Genomic DNA, 16,154 nt, shown 5'->3' with positions numbered 1-16,154 from the left:
CTGAGTGGCGCCAAGACTCTTCATCAGAGCCGCGTCACGCCTGGTTGGCGACGCCCGCGGCGTCTTCCGCCGAGAGTCGCGTGCGGGTTTGCGGGAAGAAAAGCCCCATCGCCAACCGCGCGAGAGCGACGCCCGAGCCGTTCGCCCTGAGGGAGGGACCGGCGATCGGGGCCAGGAGGTAGCGCCCTTCGGGCCAGCGGACATCGGCCGCTTTCGCGCATTCGTCGAGTAGCTGGTAGACCCTTGCGCGGGTGACCGACAACGCATCGGCCTGCTGCTTGACGGTCGGCGCTTGGTCGTCGATCCGCAACCGATCGCTGGCCAATTGCCCGATGGCGTCTCCCAGGTCGTGCCGCATCTGAGCCAGGAGCGGCTGCAGAAGCTGCTTGTCGACGGCTGAAGCTCTCGGCTCCGTGGCGGAGTTGGCTGTCTCGATCAACCAGCGGTTCAGGGGCGCCACGAACCGCGGCGCCAGATCGATGTCTAAGCTTTCGTGCAGCGTGGAGGTCGAAACGGCTTCGTGCAGGGTGCAAAAGATCTCGAGGATGGCGTTCACCCGCTTCTCGCCGTAGGTCTTGAGTCCCCGGAGTTCGGCGAGGCTCAAGCCCGTGTATTCCGAGAGGGGCGTTTTCCAGATGACGGTGGGCAGCAGTTGCAGGCTGGGCGCAAGCCGGCCGAGGACGCGTTGCTCAAAACCGTACCGGCGGACCGTGTCGCACCACATCGACCAGTGCGCCTCGGAGACGGCTGCGGCGTCGAACGCTATGGGCGCCACGCTGTCGTGCAGGGGCTTGGGGGGCGCCGGTTCGAGGCCAAAGGGGCGTGACTCCGGGTCTTCCTGCGAGGCTCGCTTGAGCAAGTCAAAGAACCCCAAGATCTTCTTCTGGCCCACGCCGGGCGTGTCCATCAGCGACTGCAGGGGCTCGTCGAGCAGGTCGCGGAGCGTCCGATCGAGAAAGGCGATCGGCAACCGCCGGTCGCTGGGTACCACCCAATACGAAAGCGATTTGTCGAGCACCGGGCCGCGATCCGCTTTTAATAGCGATCGGCGGAGACGCTCGTACGTCCCGTCCAAACGGTACCGCTCGCCGGTAGAGGCTTTCCTAGCCATTGAATGTGCGTTCCCAAACGCTTAGCGTGGCTGCTGTGAGCTGAACGCGACCTTGCGATTCAGCAGGAAGTGCAATAGCGCCGTGTGTCCGACGGGATGAGCCGATTCGTTCTTGGGTGCAGCCGCTTGGGGGGCGTCGGAGCCACTCGAAAGCTTGCGGTTCTCACCGCGGGTTGTCAAGCACGGAGCGTCTCTTTGGTCGGCGGGCTCAGCATAGATGGGAACTCGCCAAGCAACCCAGTCACTGCGGACAGATGGCTTCTTGAGTTATGAGCGAAGTGATGGGGGCTGACCGCCTCGACAGCGTGGCGGTGATCGGAGCGGGGTCCTCGGGGCTGGCCGCCTGCGCCGCTCTGCAACGCGAAGGTATCTCTTACGAGTGCCTCGAACGAGAGGCCGATTTGGGGGGGGTGTGGAATTACGCATCGCCCGGGGGGCGGGTGTATCGCTCGACCCATCTGATCTCTTCGAAGTCGTTGACCGAGTTCCTCGATTTCTCGCTCCCTGACGACTGCCCCGATTTCCCGAGCCACGCTCAGGTGCTGGAGTACTTTCGTGCGTACGCCGACGCCATGGGGCTGCACGACCACATACGATTCGGCGCCGGCGTTCGGCGTATGGAGCGTGAGGCTGGGGGTTGGCTCCTCGAACTCGAATCGGGCGAGCGCCGCAGCTACGGGGCGGTCATCATCGCCAACGGGCACAATCGAGACCCCTACTGGCCCGCCCAATCGACGGAGTTCGCCGGAGAGGCGCTTCACTCCTCGCAGTACAAGCACCCCGATCAGCTCAGGGGAAAAAGAGTGCTGGTGGTCGGCGCCGGCAATTCCGGCTGCGACATCGCTGTGGACAGCGCCCGTATCGCCGACTCGACGACCCTGAGCATGCGGCGCGGCTACCACATCCTGCCCAAGTATTTTCACGGCACGCCGATCGACATCTGCGGCGAGCGGGTGCTGCGGTGGCGGGTCCCGCTCGGCGTGCGGAGGCTGCTTGCGAGGGTGGTGACGTACTTCTTGCTCGGTAGGCTCCGCGACGCGGGTTTGCCCGAGCCGGATCACAAGCTGTTCGAGTCGCACCCGCTGATCAACTCGGAGCTCGTCTACCACGCCCGCCACGGCGACATCGATGTGCGTCCGGACGTGACAGGATTCCAAGATTGCAGGGCGCAGTTCGCCGACGGCTCGGAGGGCGATTTCGACACGGTGGTTTTCGCCACAGGGTACGAGTTGACCTTCCCGTTCCTCGACGCCAACGAGCTGAACTGGAGCGACAACGAGCACAAGCCCGGTCTCTACCTCAATGTTTTCCACCCGGATAATGACGACCTGTACGTGCTGGGGATGATTCAGCCCGACAGCGGTCAATGGGGATTGGTCGATCGTCAGGCGCGGCTTGTCGCGAAGTACTTGAAGGGGATTCGCCAGGGGGCGGAATCGGCCGGGCGTTTCCAGAAGAAGAAACGCGCCCCCGGCAACCGCCGGACCACAAAGTACCTCGCCACGCCTCGGCACTCGCTCGAGGTTGAGCACTTTTCTTATCGGCGTCGGCTGGATCGCGAGCTGCGTGCTTTGAGCAAGATGTGAGAGCCGATTTCGCCGGCGTGCTCCGCCAGCCCGTTTCCGCCAGGTGTCGTTCCTGCCGATTCTATACGGTACGATTGCTTGTGTGATTCAGCTCTTCACTTCGGAAGCCGGGAGCAGGCGATGGATTCATTTGGCAGGAAAAGAGTAAGCGGTCTTCTGTGGATCGTTTTGTGTGCAGCGCCGCTGGTGCTGTTGGGCTGCTCTCCGCCGCCGCCGGGTGAGGTGGTGGTCTACACGGCCCTCGACCAGGAGTTCTCCGAGCCGATTTTCGAGGCCTTCACCCGCCGGACCGGTGTCGAAGTCAAGCCGAAGTACGACACCGAGTCGACCAAGACGCTCAACCTCGTCAGCGCGATCCTCGCCGAGAGCGAGCGGCCGCGGTGCGACTTGTTTTGGAACAACGAGCTGCTGCACACCTTGCGGCTCGAGCGGCAGGGGGCGCTCCGCGCCTACCAGTCACCGACGACGGCGGCCTACCCGGCCGAGTATCGCTCGGCCGAGGGCGAGTGGTGCGGCTTTGCGGCGCGAGCGCGGGTGTTGCTGGTGAACACACAACTGCTCGCCGAGGCGCGTTGGCCCGACTCGATCGAGGACCTGACCGACCCGCAGTGGCGCGACCGGTGCGGGATCGCCAAGCCGCTGTTCGGCACGACGGCGACCCACGCCGCCTGCCTGTACCAAGCGTGGGGCAAGGAGCGGGCCACGCGGTTCTTCGAAGACGTCCAGCGCAATTGCCGAGTGATGTCGGGCAACCGGCAGGTCTCCAAGGCGGTCGCCAGCGGCCAGCTGCTGTTCGGGTTGACCGACACCGACGACGCGATGCTCGAGGTCGAAGCGGGCTCGCCGGTCAAGATCGTGTATCCCGATCAGGGAGCCGACCAAGAGGGCGAGGAGCTCGGCGCGTTGTTCATCCCGAACTCGCTCTGCCTGATCAAGGGTTCGCCCAACCCCGCTGCCGCCGAGCAGCTGATGGAGTTTTTGCTCTCGCCGATGGTCGAGGGCCGGTTGGTCGATGGCCCGGGCGCCCAGATCCCGCTCAACCCGGCCACCGAGGCGAAGCCGCGCGTCGAGACCCCCGATAGCGTGCGGGCGATGCCAGCCGACTTTGCCGAGGCGGCCGCCGGGTGGGACGCCGCGGCCGAGGAGCTCAAACGGATTTTCGCCACGGCCGGCTGAGGACCGCAGGGGGGCGCTCAGGCGGCGGATGGCTCAGAGCGCCTTGCGGTGCCGCTTGCGTCGCTTCGAGGGATCGCCGGGCTTCTTCTCTTCTTTGGGCGGCTCGGCTGGTTCCGGGGCGGCTTCGGCGGCAGCCTTCGGGGCCTCTTCGTTGGCCGCCGCGCCGTGGCCGAAGAATCGCACCGCCGGTTCGGTCTTCTCAGTGCGGGTCGCGACCGAGGCGACCGTCTCGAAGCCCTCGATCTCGTCGCGGCTGAGCAGCTTGTTGATCAGCACCTCGATGCGCGTGAGCTCGATCCCCTCCTCGGGGGTGACGAACGTGTAGGCCACGCCCTCGCGCCCCATGCGGCCGGTGCGGCCGACGCGGTGGACGTAGTCGTCCGACGACTGGGGGATGTCGTAGTTGATGATGTGTGAGATGCCGGTCACGTCGATGCCGCGACCCACCACGTCGGTCGCCACGAGCACCTTCACGTTGCCCTCACGGAACTCTCGCATCACCCGGTCGCGGGCGCCTTGGGCGAGGTCGCCGTGGATGCAGTCAACGCCTTTACGCTTGCGGTTCAGGCGGTTGTAGATCTTGTCGGTGCCACGCTTGGTGCGGCAGAAGACGATCGCTTGCGTCGGTTGTTCACGCTCCAGCAGCCGCACGAGCAGCTCGAACTTCTTGACCGCGTCGACGGTGAAGTAGTGCTGCTCGATCGTATCGACCGACTTAGTCTTGGGCGAGAAGTCGAGCATCACCGGGTTGTTCATGTAACGCTCGGCGAGCCGTTTCACGCCCGGCGCCACGGTCGCGCTGAGCAGCAGCGTCTGGCGTTGCTTGGGGCAGCTGCGCAGGATTTTCTCGATGTCGGGCCGGAAGCCGATGTCGAGCATGCGGTCGGCCTCGTCGAGCACCACGCAGCGGAGTTGGGCGAGGTTGAGCGCGCCGCGGCCGAGCAGATCGAGCACCCGGCCGGGGGTGCCGATCACGACCTCGCAGCCGCGCTCGAGCTTCTGGATCTGGCTCTTGATCGGCTTGCCGCCGTAGATCGGCACGCAGCGGACGTTGCTGCCGTCGCTCAGCCGGCCGAACTCGTCGCGCACCTGCACGGCGAGCTCGCGCGTGGGGACGAGCACGATCGCCTGGGGCAGCGACCCCTTCTTGCTCTCGGCGAGCATCTCGAGGATCGGGATCGCGAACGAGGCGGTCTTGCCCGTGCCCGTGCGGGCCTGGCCGAGAACGTCTTTGCCCTCCAATGCGAGAGGGATCACACCGGCTTGCACCGGCGAGGGCTTCTCGTAATCGATCTTGGCCAAGGCGGCCAACATCATGTCCGACAAATCCATGTCGGTGAATTTGAGTTCCGGTTGCCCCTCGGGCTCGACCGTCGGGATCGTCGATTCGGTCGTTTCTTCGTCAGACAAGGTTTTGGCTTAGCGGGTGTGCAAGGCGGGGGAGGGGGTAACCGCAGCGCTCCGAGAACCGCCGACCGTGCGGGAAAGATCGGCTGCCGGCCTTGAGGGGGCAGGCCTGCCCGCGACGAAAGCGTTCGCCTTGGCGCGGCCCGCGTCGGAGGCGGCGCGCTGGGAGATTCTCGTAAGTGGTTAGCAGCATAGCACCTACGGCGTGCTGAGGTCAACGTGGGGGGGCTGAGCAGAACGGGTCGTGCGAGCAACCGCAGAGCGCGCTGCTGAGGCCCGTTGCTGGAGACCGTCGCTGGGCTGCCGGCCGGGCCCATACGCAAGCAGGCTGAGCGACCCCGGTGGTCGCTCAGCCTGCGCGTGGTAATCGGACTCGTCGGAGGGCTACTTCTTCTTAGCGGCCTTCTTCTTAGTCGACTTCTTAGCGGTCTTCTTCTTGGCCGGGGCCTTCTTAGCGGCCTTCTTCTTAGTCGACTTCTTAGCGGTCTTCTTCTTGGCCGGGGCCTTCTTAGCCGCCTTCTTCTTGGTCGACTTCTTTGCGGTCTTCTTCTTGGCCGGGGCCTTCTTAGCCGCCTTCTTCTTGGTCGACTTCTTCGGCGCCGCTTTCTTGGCGGTCTTCTTCGCGGTCTTCTTCTTAGCTGCCATGTGTAATGGCTCCTTCCCTGGCGGCGCCCTGTTTCGGTCGCCACTCCCGTGGGCGCAAATCAAAAAGGGAGCGGTGGTTCCGGTAAAGGCCGCGGTCAACGACCGGCGACCTGTAGCTTCCTACGCATGAACTGCGCGCATTGAAGCAACCTCTGGGGTATTGAGTCAAGATGAATCGGACAAAAAGAAGGGCGCGGCGGGGAGGGATCGGTCGCCGACAACGGGTGTGGCGCCGGGGCGAGATGCGGCGCGACCTAGCTCGCCGCGCCGTTTAGCGACGCCACCCAGTCGACGAGTTCACGGCTCTGCGCGCCGAAGTCGCTCGTCGATGCGCCCATCGGGCTCTTGAAGAAACCGGCGAGCGGCCTGACGACTCCCGCCTCGCCGTGCCTTTGGGCCAAGTCGATCAGCCGCGCAAGGTCCAGCACCAGCGGGGCGGCCAGCGCCGAGTCGCAACCTTGCCAGGTGAGCTGCAGGGTCATCGGCACCCCCATAAAACCGCGGAAATGCACGTGGTCCCAGGCCGTTTTCCAGTCGCCCAGGCTGCGGATCGATTCGATCGAAACCAGCGTCTGCGGCGCGTAGCCCAAGATCGGCGGCAGCACGGCGTCCTTGCTGTGGACCTTGGTCGCCTTGTGCTCGGGGTCGTCGAGAACCTCGCCGTCGCGGTTGCCGAAGATGTTGTGGCCCACCCAGCTCATGACCTCCAGGTTGCGCTCGGCGAACATCGGGGCGAGCACGGTCTTGAGCAGCGTCTCGCCCGTCTTGCCGTCGCGGCCGGCGTGGCACACGGCCCGCTGGCGGGCCAGCTCGTCGATCGCCTCGCAGTCGCTGCCGAGCGACGGGGTGAAATTGACGAACGGCATGCCCGCCTCGATCGCGGCGATGGCGTACAGCGAGCTCGCCCGCAACGGGCAGCCAGCCGAATCACTCAGTGTCTTGCCGAGCTCCTCCCAACGCGCGGGGAGGGAGGCCGTGTCGACCGGCGGCTCGGTCGAGCCGAGGAACACGACCACCACGCGGTCGAGCGAGTTGTCGGCGGCGAACGCCTCGAGGTCGGCGCGAATCTGGTCGATCGCCGCGCGGGGCGTGGCGGCCTCGTGCAGGCAGCCGGCTTCGGTGAGACGCTCGATCGCCGGGCCGCTGCGGAACGCCACACCGGGACGGATGCGGCGGTCGGCTTCGGCCAGCTCGTCGGCGTAGGCGGCGGCCGATCCGTGGGGCAGGGCGCCGTTCTGGTTTTCCAGCAGCCGGGCAGCCTCGGCGAGTGGCGTGCTGCGGATGTCGTGGCCGCCAAGCACCAGCGAGTCCCAGCGGATCGGGTCGAGTCGTTCCACGAGCGGCCCGAGTCGGGGGCCCTCGGTCACCAGGCCGGTGGTCGCCGCGGCGCCCTGCTTCAAAGCGGCAAGCCCCACGGCGACCGTGGCGGCGATTCCCCCCCGGGCGCCAACGAGCCAAAGACCGGTGCGTGGTGTCATTTCAATCGAGCGGGGGGAGCGTAGGGCGGCGGGTGTCACTTCACGGGCTCAGGCCTGAGAACTACGATTGTGGGCCGCCCCGAGCCGGCGTCAACGCGGGGGGGCTGCAAGGGACACGCTTATTGTGCGGATGCCCGACGAGCGTGGCGCGTCGGCTGCTGCCTAGACTTGATTGTCCCCCTTTCTGATTCAACGACCCTCAACCCTGCTCCCTCTCCATGTTTGAAGCGATCCAGCCCGCTCCCGCCGACCCGATCTTGGGACTCACCGACGCGTTCAAGGCCGATCCCAACCCCGAGAAGATCAATCTCGGTGTGGGTGTATACCAAGACGCCAACGGCAAGACGCCCACGCTGCCGAGCGTGGCCGAGGCGGGGCGGCGGCTCGCGGCCGAAGCGGGAAGCAAGTCGTACCTGCCGATCACCGGCTCGGCCGACTACTCCGCGGCGGTGCAGGGGCTCATGTTCGGGGGCGACCACGAGGCGGTCGCCTCCGGCCGAGCGGTGACGGCTCACACGCCGGGCGGCACCGGCGCGTTGCGCGTGACGGCCGACTTTATCCGTGCGAACCTGCCGACCAAGCGGGTCTGGGTCACCACTCCCACTTGGGCCAACCACGTGCCGGTGTTCGCCGCCGGCGGCTTGGAGGCGAAGCCGTTCCCGTACTTCGACAAGGCGACCAACGGCCTGGCGTTCGACGCCGCGGTCGAGGGGCTCGGCGAGGCCGAACCGGGCGACGCGGTCCTGCTGCACGGCTGTTGCCACAACCCGAGCGGCATCGATCCCACCGCCGAGCAGTGGGAGCAACTGGCCGATCTGGCGCAACAGCGTGGGCTGCTGCCGGTGCTCGACTTCGCTTACCAAGGGTTCGCCGAGGGGCTGACGGAGGACGCGGCCGGGCTGCGGGCCTTCTGCCGACCCGGCGCCGAGCTGATCGTTTGCAATTCGTTCTCGAAGAACTTCGGCCTCTACTGCGAGCGGGTCGGCGGCGTGACGATCGTCGCCAGCGACGCCGACCGACGCCGCGTGGTCGAGAGCCAGCTGAAGCGTTCGATCCGCTCGAACTACTCCAACCCGCCCGCCCACGGCGCCCAACTCGTCACGACGGTTTTGGGCGACTCGGCCCTCCGCCAGCAGTGGGAGGGAGAGCTCGCCAGCATGCGCGAGCGGATCAACGGCATGCGTTCGCTGCTGGTGGCCAAGCTGGCCGAGCACGGCGTGCCGGGCGATTATTCTTTCATCGAGCGTCAGCGCGGCATGTTCTCGTTCTCGGGGCTCACCCCCGATCAGGTCGAGGCCTTGCGCGAGCGGCACAGCATCTACATCGTCGGCTCGGGCCGCATCAATGTGGCGGGCGTCACGCCGACGAACATCGACCAGCTCTGCGCGGCGATTGGCGAGGTCGTCGGCGGCTGAGCGCTGGGGCGACTGTCGCCGTGGGTGCGGCCACGGGCGCGATTGTCGGGGTTGCGTCGGCTGGGTCGGCCTGGAGGTGCGGCGAAGGGGCGGGCGCCCCGGGAAGGTCTGCACAAACTTCCTGAATTACGCCGATTGTGATAACCTGAGGACCTCCTCTCGTGAGGGGGACTCCGCTCGCGTTCGTCCTCCCACTCCCGCCAGCCGCCCGGCAGATGCTGTGAATATCCTTTTTGCGACGACCGAAGCCGTGCCGTTTTGCAAGACGGGCGGCCTGGGCGACGTGTGCGGCGCCCTGCCGATCGCCCTCGCCCAGCTCGGCATGAACCCCACGGTCATCCTGCCCGGTTTCCGCCACGCGCTCGAGTCGGGCCAGCCGATCAACCCGACCGGTGTGCGCTTCGAGGTCCCGATCGGCAACCGTATGGTGGCGGGCGAGTACCTCGAGAGCCGGCTCCCCGGTTCCGACGTGCCGGTCTACCTGATCGAGCAGCACCACTACTTCAACCGCGACGAGCTCTACCGCAACAACGACGAGGACTACCGCGACAACTGCGAGCGGTTCGTGTTCTTCAACCGCGCGGTGCTCGACGCCGTCGAGCGGCTCGACCTGAAGCCGGACGTGCTGCACTGCCACGATTGGCAGACCGGCATGCTCCCGGCGTACCTCAAGACCGTGTACGCCGAGGACCCGACGTACGACAACATCGCCACGTTGCTGACGATCCACAACATGGCGTACCAGGGGAGTTTCTGGCACTGGGACATGGAGCTCACCGGCCTCGGCTGGCAGCACTTCAACTGGGAGCAGCTCGAGTTCTACGGGCAGCTGAACTTCCTGAAGTCGGGCCTCGTGTTCGCCGACACGCTGAGCACCGTGAGCCCGCGCTACGCCCAGGAGATCCAGTCGCCGCCGATGAGCTGCGGCCTGGAGGGCGTGCTGAGCCACCGCAGCAACGAGCTGTTCGGCGTGCTCAACGGCGCCGACTACTCGGTCTGGAGCCCGGAGCACGACCCGCACATCGCCCAGCAGTACACGGTCGACAATTACAAAGAGGGCAAGGCCGTCTGCAAGCGGGCGTTGCAGGAGGAGATGGGTCTGCCGCTCAACCCCGACACGCCGCTCTTGGCGAGCGTCGGCCGTCTCGCCGACCAGAAGGGCTTTGACATGATCGCCGAGATCCTGCCGCGTTGGGCCGAACAGGTCGACGCGCAGTGGGTGCTCTTGGGATCGGGCGACCGTCACTACCACGACCTGCTCGAGCGTTTGGCGGCGCAGTACCCGGAGCGGATCGCCGTGAGGCTCGGCTTCTCGAACGAGCTGGCCCACCGCATCGAGGCGGGGGCCGACATGTTCCTCATGCCGAGCCGCTACGAACCGTGCGGGCTCAATCAGCTGTACAGCCTCAAGTACGGCGCCGTGCCGATCGTCCGCGAGACGGGCGGCCTGGCCGACACGATCACGAACGCCACGGAGCGCTCGATCGCCGACCACTCGGCCAACGGCTACTCGTTCGCCGACGCCTCGGCCTACGCCCTGTCGATGACCGTCGACCGCGCCTGCCGGGCCTACCACGTGCCGGAACTTTGGGAGCAGCTGGTCACGACCGGCATGCGGCAAGACTGGTCGTGGGGCCGCAGCGCCCAACGCTACGTCGAGCTCTACGAGCAAACCCGCGCCCGAGCGCGGCAAACCACCCTGGCGTGACCCCGGTTGGCGGCCCCTCGTCCCACGGGTCCCTCTTGCCATCGGAGAGGCGATAGCCGAGGAATTACATTCCTCGGCTGCGCCACGGTTGGTTCGGCGCGCCGTCCGACGACCACGGGTCGTCGGCTACCGCCCTTTTGCTTGGGGCGCCGATCGCGCGGCGACGACAGGACCTTTTGCATGGACGCATGGCTCGACGACCCGCTGACCGGACGCCGTGTGCGGATCGCCGAGGCGCGCGCCAAACGGCCGAATCAGTTCGACGACGCTCAGAACGACGACGGTGGCGGTTCCGGCTGCCCGTTCTGCGCGGGGAACGAGTCGCAAACGCCCGCCTCCACCGCCGAGGCGCTCGGCGCCGACGGCCGCTGGCTCGCCCGCGTCGTGCCGAACCGCTTCCCGGCGTACACGCCGCCCGACGGCGACCACGAGGTCGTTATCGAATCGCGTTCGCACCGCGCCCGGTTGCTCGATCTCGACGAGACCGAACTGGCGGCCGTCGTGCGGCTGTGGGCCGAGCGACTCGCCTATTGGCGTGAGCGCTGCGCCGCGGGGGGGTACCAGCTGCTGTTCAAGAACGAGGGCCCGCGCGCCGGCGCGTCGCTCGAGCACGCCCACAGCCAGCTGATCTCGCGCCCCGAGGCGCCGCAGGCGATCCGCCGCGAGTGGGACCACGCCGAGAGCCAACTCACCGCGACGGGCGGCTGCGCCTGGTGCGGCTGGCTCGAACGCGAACGCCAGAGCGGCGAGCGGTGGGTCGCCGCCGCGGAGGGCTGGGCCGTGGTCTGTCCCCCTGCGCCGCGGCAACCGATGGAAACCTGGATCTTGCCAAGCGAGCACGAACCCGGACTCGATCGTCTGGCGACCAGCGCGCGAGCGTCCGCGGCGTTCGCCGCCGTGCTACGCCGCACCGTGGCCGCCATCGACGCCGAGACCGGCGGCGCGGCGTGGAACCTGATCGCGCACGTGGCGCCGGCGGCGGGGGTCGACCGGGCGGCGTGGCACTGCCGCGTCGAGATCTTGCCGCGCCTCAACACCCTGGCCGGCTACGAGCTGGCCACCGGCGAGAACCTCAGCACGGTCATGCCGGAGGCAGCGGCGGCGCGGCTTGCCGAGCGGTTCTGAATTTTGATTGCGGATGATCCCCCGCAAGTGGCGTGGTAGTTTGCGCCGAATCGAGAGACTGCGTCCCCTGCGTTGTCGCGGGCGGTGGCGCCGCTTGAGCCGTTCGGCTTGTCGCGGTTCTTCCGAATAGGACGCCCCCAACGCGTGGACGGATGGCGTAAGAGTTCATTAGGATAGGGCTTTCCCGGCGCTCCTAAAGAAGCCACTCCGCGACCAGGCATTACCCACCCCGGCGAACACCGAAGACCCTCCCCCCGCCATGAGCCAACCCCTCCGCCTGGTCCTTGTCCTGCACAACCACCAGCCGATCGGTAATTTCGACGGCGTGTTTGAGCAGTCGTACCAAGACAGCTACCTGCCGTTTCTCGACGTGTTCGAGCGGTTCCACAACGTGCGGATCGGCTTGCACACGAGCGGCTCGCTCATGGAGTGGCTCGCCGAGAAACATCCTGAGTACCTGCACCGCTTGGCCCGGCTGGTGAGCGAGGGTCGCATCGAGATCCTCGGCGGCGCCTACTACGAGCCGATCTTGACGATGATCCCGCCGCGCGACCGCGTGGGGCAGATCGCCAGCTACAGCGAGTGGCTCTCCAACCGGCTGGGGGCGACGATCCGCGGCATGTGGATGCCCGAGCGTGTTTGGGAACAGTCGCTCACGAGCGACATCGCCGAGGCGGGGATCGAGTACACGATCCTCGACGACTTCCACTTCAAGAACGCCGGCTGGACCGAGGAGCAGCTGCACGGCTACTTCGTCACGGAGGAGGACGGCCAGATGCTCTCCGTCTTCCCCGGCAGCGAGCCGCTGCGCTACAAGATCCCGTTCGCCGAGCCGCACGAGACGATCGACTACCTGCGCGGCGTGGCCGAGCGGGCCCCCGGCGCGGTGGTGCTGTTCGGCGACGACGGCGAGAAGTTCGGCACCTGGCCCGACACCAAGGAGCACGTGTACGACAACGGCTGGCTGCACCGCTTCTTCGAGGCGTTGGAGCAGAACAGCGACTGGCTCTACGTCACCACGCCGAGCGAGGCGATCGACCACGTGGCGCCGCTCGGCAAGCTCTACATCCCCGAGGGGAGCTACCGCGAGATGACCGAGTGGGCGTTGCCCGCCGAGCAGCAGATCTTGTTCGAAGACGCCAAGCACCACCTGGAAGAGGCGAACGAGTTCGACGCGATCAAGCCGTTCTGCCGCGGCGGGTTCTGGCGCAACTTCAAGGTCCGCTACCCCGAGACCGGCGAGATGTACGCCCGCATGCAAATGGTCAGCCGGCGCCTGGTCGAGGCCCGCGCGGCGGGCGCCTCGGGCGACCTCGTCGACGAGGCCCAGACCGAGCTCTACCGCGGCCAGTGCAATTGCAGCTACTGGCACGGCGCCTTCGGCGGTGTCTACCTGCCCCACCTCCGCAACGCGATTTACGACAAGCTGATCTCGGCCGACAACCTGCTCGACCGCCACGAGGGCCGCGGGCTCGATCCGGGCCAAGAGGAGTGGGTCGAGCTCGACTCGGCCGACTACAACCTCGACGGGCGCCAGGAAGTGCGGCTCGCGTCGAACCGGCTGGTGGCGCTGGCGGCGCCGAGCGACGGCGGCCGGCTCTACGAGCTCGACGCCCGCGCGATCCGCCACAACCTGCTCGCCACGCTCGCCCGCCGCAAAGAGGCCTACCACCGCAAGGTGCTCGCCGGCCCGTCGGACAACAGCGAGGTTGCCAGCATCCACGACCGCGTGGTCTTCAAGCAGGAGGGGCTCGACGAGCACCTGCAGTACGACGACACGACGCGCAAGAGCATGGTCGACCACTTCTACGACTGCGACGCGTCGCTCGAGGCGGTGAGCATGGGAGAGGCCCGCGAGCAGGGCGACTTCGTCTCGGGCCACTACGAGGCCCGCCTGCGCCGCAACACCGGCCGCATGCAGCTGCAGATGACCCGCGACGGCCACGTCGACGGCGTGCCGGTGCGGATCATCAAGGGCGTCACGCTCGAGGCGGGCGGCTCGGAGTTGGAGATCGCCTACGTCGTCGAGGGCTTGCCCGACGACCGGCCGATCCACTTCTCTTCGGAGTTCAACATCGCCGGCATGCCCTCGGGCGCCGAGGGCCGCTTCTTCCACAACGGCGTGCGTCCCGAGGACGGCGGCGAGTCGTTCGGCGAGCTCGGCTCGAAGCTCGACCTGCACGACGCCCACGCGATCGGCCTGTTCGACGACTGGCTCGGCCTCGACGTGTCGCTGCGGTTTGAGCAGCCGACCAGCGTGTGGACCTACCCGATCGCCACCGTGAGCCAGAGCGAGGCGGGCTTCGAGCTCGTCCACCAATCGGTCGTGGTGCAGCCGCACTGGTGGATCCAGGCCGACGCCCAGGGCCGCTGGAGCACGAAGATGCGGATGGTGGTCGACACGTCGCTCGCCGAACGCCGCGCGGCCGAGCACGCCGGCGAGATGGCCTCGGTGTGAGGCGGGCCATTTCGCGCAGCCCGGCGCGAACCCGGGCGTCTACAATGGGCTCATCCCCCAGGAGCCATTCTTATGACCACCAATCTCGTCCCCCACGGCGACGGCCTCGCGATCGTGATCGACCCGGCGTACCTCGAGTCGATCCGCGCAACCGCCGACACCCCGTTGCAAATCGCCTGCGACGGCAAGTCGCTTATCATCACCCCCGCCGATGAGCGGGTGGGTGAGGATGACAAGTTATTTGATGAGGCGGTCGAAATGGTCCACGAGCGGTTTGGCAACGCGATGAAAAAGCTTGCCGAGTGACCCGTGGAAACACCGGATTTCTTGAATCGCGACCGAGTCATGCGGCTGCACCACAGCCTAATCGAGCATTACGGCGGCTCGGAGGGGGGGCGTGATGTCGGGCTCTTGCAGTCGGCGATCGCCATGCCCGAGGCAATGTACGCCGGCGCCTACTTGCACGCCGATCTCTTCTAGATGGCCGCCGCGTACCTCTACCATCTGGTGCAGAACCACCCCTTCCTGGATGGCAACAAACGTATCGGCTCTGCTTCGGCGATCGTCTTTCTTACGCTCAACGGCGTTCAGATTGAAGCCGACGAAGAGGGGGTGGTTGAACTCACCCTCCGGGTCGCCACCGGCGCCGCCGAGAAGCCGGTGATCGCCGAATTCTTCCGCAGTCGTGCTCAAGGCGCTAAGCCTTGAGCGATGGGCGCTCCAGCCGGCGGGCCTCGTAGCACATCGCCAGCCAGACAATGAGCGTCGAGAAGAAGGTCGCCTTAAACGCCGCGAAGGCGAGGGCGGCGATCAGCGCGGCGGCCGCGGTCTTAGGGCCACGCTCGACCGATTCGTTCTCGCAGCCCAAGCCAACGAGCAAGAGCGCCATCGCCGGCAGCAGGTGGACCGCGTAGTGCGATAGTGTGCCGGGGTAGACGAGCAGCGTCATCGCTAGCAGGGCGCCGAGGGCAAACGGCTCGCCGGCGCCGCGCGAACGCCACACGACCCACGCCGTGGCGGCGCCGACCAGGGTCATCGTGGCCACGATCCAAGGCGATTGGAAAAGCAGGTCGGCGCCCTCGGCCGTCGCCCCCATTTGCCAGCGGAGCAACGTGCCGGGGAGCGACTGGTTCACGCCCTGCGTGATGCGGTACTGAGCGCTGATCCCCTCGCGCTCGAGGAACTGGGCGAAGACCTCGGGGCCGAGCACGACGACGGCCGCCAGGGTCAGCAGCGCCATGCCGCCGGCCGCGGCGAGCAGCGACTTCCAGCGGCCGTGGAGCAGCGGGTGGAGCAGCACCAAGAGGGTGAGGGGCTTAAACGCCACGCCCACCGCCAGCCAGAACCCGCCGATCGGCCGCCCGCGCGACCGCCAGAACAGCAGCAGCGTGACGAGGATCCAATAGTTCTGTTGCGAGAAGGCGACGGTCGCCGACGAGGGCCAGAACGCCAGCGCCACGGCCAGCAGCGCGGGCGCCAGGTCGCGACGCCTGCCGCTGGCGAACGTGTCGCACAGCAGCCACAAGGCGAGCAGCATGCCCGCGAGCATCGTCACGTTCCACGCCAGCAGCGCCGCGCGGAACGGCAAGTAGCCAAACGGCCAGAACTGCAGCAGCGACGGCGGCGGGTAGTAACACGCCAGCTCGTCGATGAGCTCTTGGCTCAGGCCCAAGGGCTCGGCGATACGCAGCAGGTTCTCGCGATCGTATGGGTTCGTTCCCTCGGCGGCGGCGGCGCCCCAGAGCCAGAAATATTTGTAGTCCCAGTCGCGCGGCTTCAGGTTGATGTGGGCGAAGATCGCCAGGTTGAGCAGCGTGAAGGCGACGATCGTCGCGACCGTCAGCCGCTTGCTCCACGCACGCCCCGCCTCCGAGAGCCGGCTGCGCCACAGCGTGGCGACGACGATCGCGGCGAGCACGGGCAAAGCGAGCACCCACAGCACGTGCTCCGAGCGGAGCGATTCGGGCAGGGCGATCGCGAGCAGCGGCGCGAAGGGGGCGGGCATTGAAAGAGGCGGGCGAAGCAAGGCGGGCGGGCGAGGGACC

The 16,154-nt window shown here is 67.0% G+C and carries 14 protein-coding genes; 9 read left to right on the top strand and 5 right to left on the bottom strand.

From position 1 onward, the window contains the following. Positions 1–34: 34 nt before the first annotated feature. Entirely contained in the window at positions 35–1,111 is a 1,077-nt protein-coding gene (locus Mal64_RS06870) for a hypothetical protein (protein ID WP_146398340.1), read from the bottom strand. A gap of 269 nt (positions 1,112–1,380) precedes the next feature. On the opposite strand from Mal64_RS06870, the gene Mal64_RS06865 reads away from it, so the two are divergent. Then, positions 1,381–2,697, top strand: a complete 1,317-nt coding sequence (locus tag Mal64_RS06865; protein ID WP_146398338.1) for a flavin-containing monooxygenase — start codon at positions 1,381–1,383, stop codon at positions 2,695–2,697. A gap of 192 nt (positions 2,698–2,889) precedes the next feature. Next, the gene (locus tag Mal64_RS06860; protein ID WP_197525524.1) at positions 2,890–3,873 is read left to right on the top strand and encodes an extracellular solute-binding protein; all 984 of its coding nucleotides are present in this window, start codon (positions 2,890–2,892) and stop codon (positions 3,871–3,873) included. Between the two features lie 33 nt (positions 3,874–3,906). Here the strand turns inward: Mal64_RS06860 and Mal64_RS06855 are convergent, their stop codons facing one another. The 3 genes from Mal64_RS06855 to Mal64_RS06845 form a co-directional block, all read right to left on the bottom strand. After that, a complete protein-coding gene (locus Mal64_RS06855) occupies positions 3,907–5,283 on the bottom strand; it encodes a DEAD/DEAH box helicase (protein ID WP_231993600.1) in 1,377 nt (458 codons plus the stop codon). 381 nt (positions 5,284–5,664) lie between these two features. Continuing rightward, positions 5,665–5,925: a hypothetical protein gene (locus tag Mal64_RS06850; protein ID WP_197525523.1), complete on the bottom strand. Its 261-nt coding sequence runs from the start codon at positions 5,923–5,925 to the stop codon at positions 5,665–5,667. Positions 5,926–6,179: 254 nt separating this feature from the next. Continuing rightward, on the bottom strand, positions 6,180–7,403 hold the full coding sequence (locus Mal64_RS06845) for an inositol-3-phosphate synthase (protein ID WP_146398334.1): 1,224 nt from the start codon (positions 7,401–7,403) through the stop codon (positions 6,180–6,182). A gap of 218 nt (positions 7,404–7,621) precedes the next feature. Here Mal64_RS06845 and Mal64_RS06840 point away from each other — a divergent pair, with 218 nt between their 5' ends. The 7 genes from Mal64_RS06840 (at position 7,622) to Mal64_RS19720 (ending at position 14,817) form a co-directional block, all read left to right on the top strand. Beyond that, complete coding sequence (locus Mal64_RS06840; protein ID WP_146398332.1) at positions 7,622–8,818, top strand: amino acid aminotransferase; 1,197 nt, start codon at positions 7,622–7,624, stop codon at positions 8,816–8,818. Positions 8,819–9,038: 220 nt separating this feature from the next. Then, a complete protein-coding gene (gene glgA, locus Mal64_RS06835) occupies positions 9,039–10,526 on the top strand; it encodes a glycogen synthase GlgA (protein ID WP_146398330.1) in 1,488 nt (495 codons plus the stop codon). Positions 10,527–10,706: 180 nt separating this feature from the next. Next, the gene (locus Mal64_RS20515; protein WP_146398328.1) at positions 10,707–11,651 is read left to right on the top strand and encodes a galactose-1-phosphate uridylyltransferase; all 945 of its coding nucleotides are present in this window, start codon (positions 10,707–10,709) and stop codon (positions 11,649–11,651) included. 259 nt (positions 11,652–11,910) lie between these two features. Then, positions 11,911–14,109 carry an alpha-amylase/4-alpha-glucanotransferase domain-containing protein gene (locus tag Mal64_RS06825; RefSeq protein ID WP_146398326.1) on the top strand — a complete coding sequence of 733 codons (2,199 nt, stop codon included), beginning with the start codon at positions 11,911–11,913 and terminating at the stop codon, positions 14,107–14,109. 72 nt (positions 14,110–14,181) lie between these two features. Beyond that, entirely contained in the window at positions 14,182–14,415 is a 234-nt protein-coding gene (locus Mal64_RS06820; protein WP_146398324.1) for an AbrB/MazE/SpoVT family DNA-binding domain-containing protein, read from the top strand. A gap of 21 nt (positions 14,416–14,436) precedes the next feature. Further along, complete coding sequence (locus tag Mal64_RS19725; protein ID WP_197525522.1) at positions 14,437–14,589, top strand: hypothetical protein; 153 nt, start codon at positions 14,437–14,439, stop codon at positions 14,587–14,589. Further along, positions 14,590–14,817 (top strand): type II toxin-antitoxin system death-on-curing family toxin, encoded by a 228-nt coding sequence (locus Mal64_RS19720; RefSeq protein WP_197525521.1) that lies wholly within the window; start codon positions 14,590–14,592, stop codon positions 14,815–14,817. Here Mal64_RS19720 and Mal64_RS06810 read toward each other — a convergent pair. Then, the gene (locus Mal64_RS06810) at positions 14,807–16,114 is read right to left on the bottom strand and encodes a glycosyltransferase family 87 protein (RefSeq protein ID WP_146398322.1); all 1,308 of its coding nucleotides are present in this window, start codon (positions 16,112–16,114) and stop codon (positions 14,807–14,809) included. The genes Mal64_RS19720 and Mal64_RS06810 overlap by 11 nt on opposite strands. Between the last annotated feature and the right edge of the window lie 40 nt (positions 16,115–16,154).

The organism is Pseudobythopirellula maris, from assembly GCF_007859945.1.
GTDB lineage: Bacteria > Planctomycetota > Planctomycetia > Pirellulales > Lacipirellulaceae > Pseudobythopirellula > Pseudobythopirellula maris.
The sequence above is the reverse complement of the archived record's forward strand: the minus strand, read 5'-3'. Positions and strand labels throughout refer to the sequence as shown.

What these genes read in the sequence shown, in the direction of transcription:
- Mal64_RS06870 (WP_146398340.1), bottom strand. Translation starts at nt 1,111, where the DNA reads ATGGCTAGGAAAGCCTCTACCGGCGAGCGGTACCGTTTGGACGGGACG.
- Mal64_RS06865 (WP_146398338.1), top strand. Translation starts at nt 1,381, where the DNA reads ATGAGCGAAGTGATGGGGGCTGACCGCCTCGACAGCGTGGCGGTGATC.
- Mal64_RS06850 (WP_197525523.1), bottom strand. Translation starts at nt 5,925, where the DNA reads ATGGCAGCTAAGAAGAAGACCGCGAAGAAGACCGCCAAGAAAGCGGCG.
- Mal64_RS06845 (WP_146398334.1), bottom strand. Translation starts at nt 7,403, where the DNA reads ATGACACCACGCACCGGTCTTTGGCTCGTTGGCGCCCGGGGGGGAATC.
- Mal64_RS06840 (WP_146398332.1), top strand. Translation starts at nt 7,622, where the DNA reads ATGTTTGAAGCGATCCAGCCCGCTCCCGCCGACCCGATCTTGGGACTC.
- Mal64_RS20515 (WP_146398328.1), top strand. Translation starts at nt 10,707, where the DNA reads ATGGACGCATGGCTCGACGACCCGCTGACCGGACGCCGTGTGCGGATC.
- Mal64_RS06825 (WP_146398326.1), top strand. Translation starts at nt 11,911, where the DNA reads ATGAGCCAACCCCTCCGCCTGGTCCTTGTCCTGCACAACCACCAGCCG.
- Mal64_RS06820 (WP_146398324.1), top strand. Translation starts at nt 14,182, where the DNA reads ATGACCACCAATCTCGTCCCCCACGGCGACGGCCTCGCGATCGTGATC.
- Mal64_RS19720 (WP_197525521.1), top strand. Translation starts at nt 14,590, where the DNA reads ATGGCCGCCGCGTACCTCTACCATCTGGTGCAGAACCACCCCTTCCTG.
- Mal64_RS06810 (WP_146398322.1), bottom strand. Translation starts at nt 16,114, where the DNA reads ATGCCCGCCCCCTTCGCGCCGCTGCTCGCGATCGCCCTGCCCGAATCG.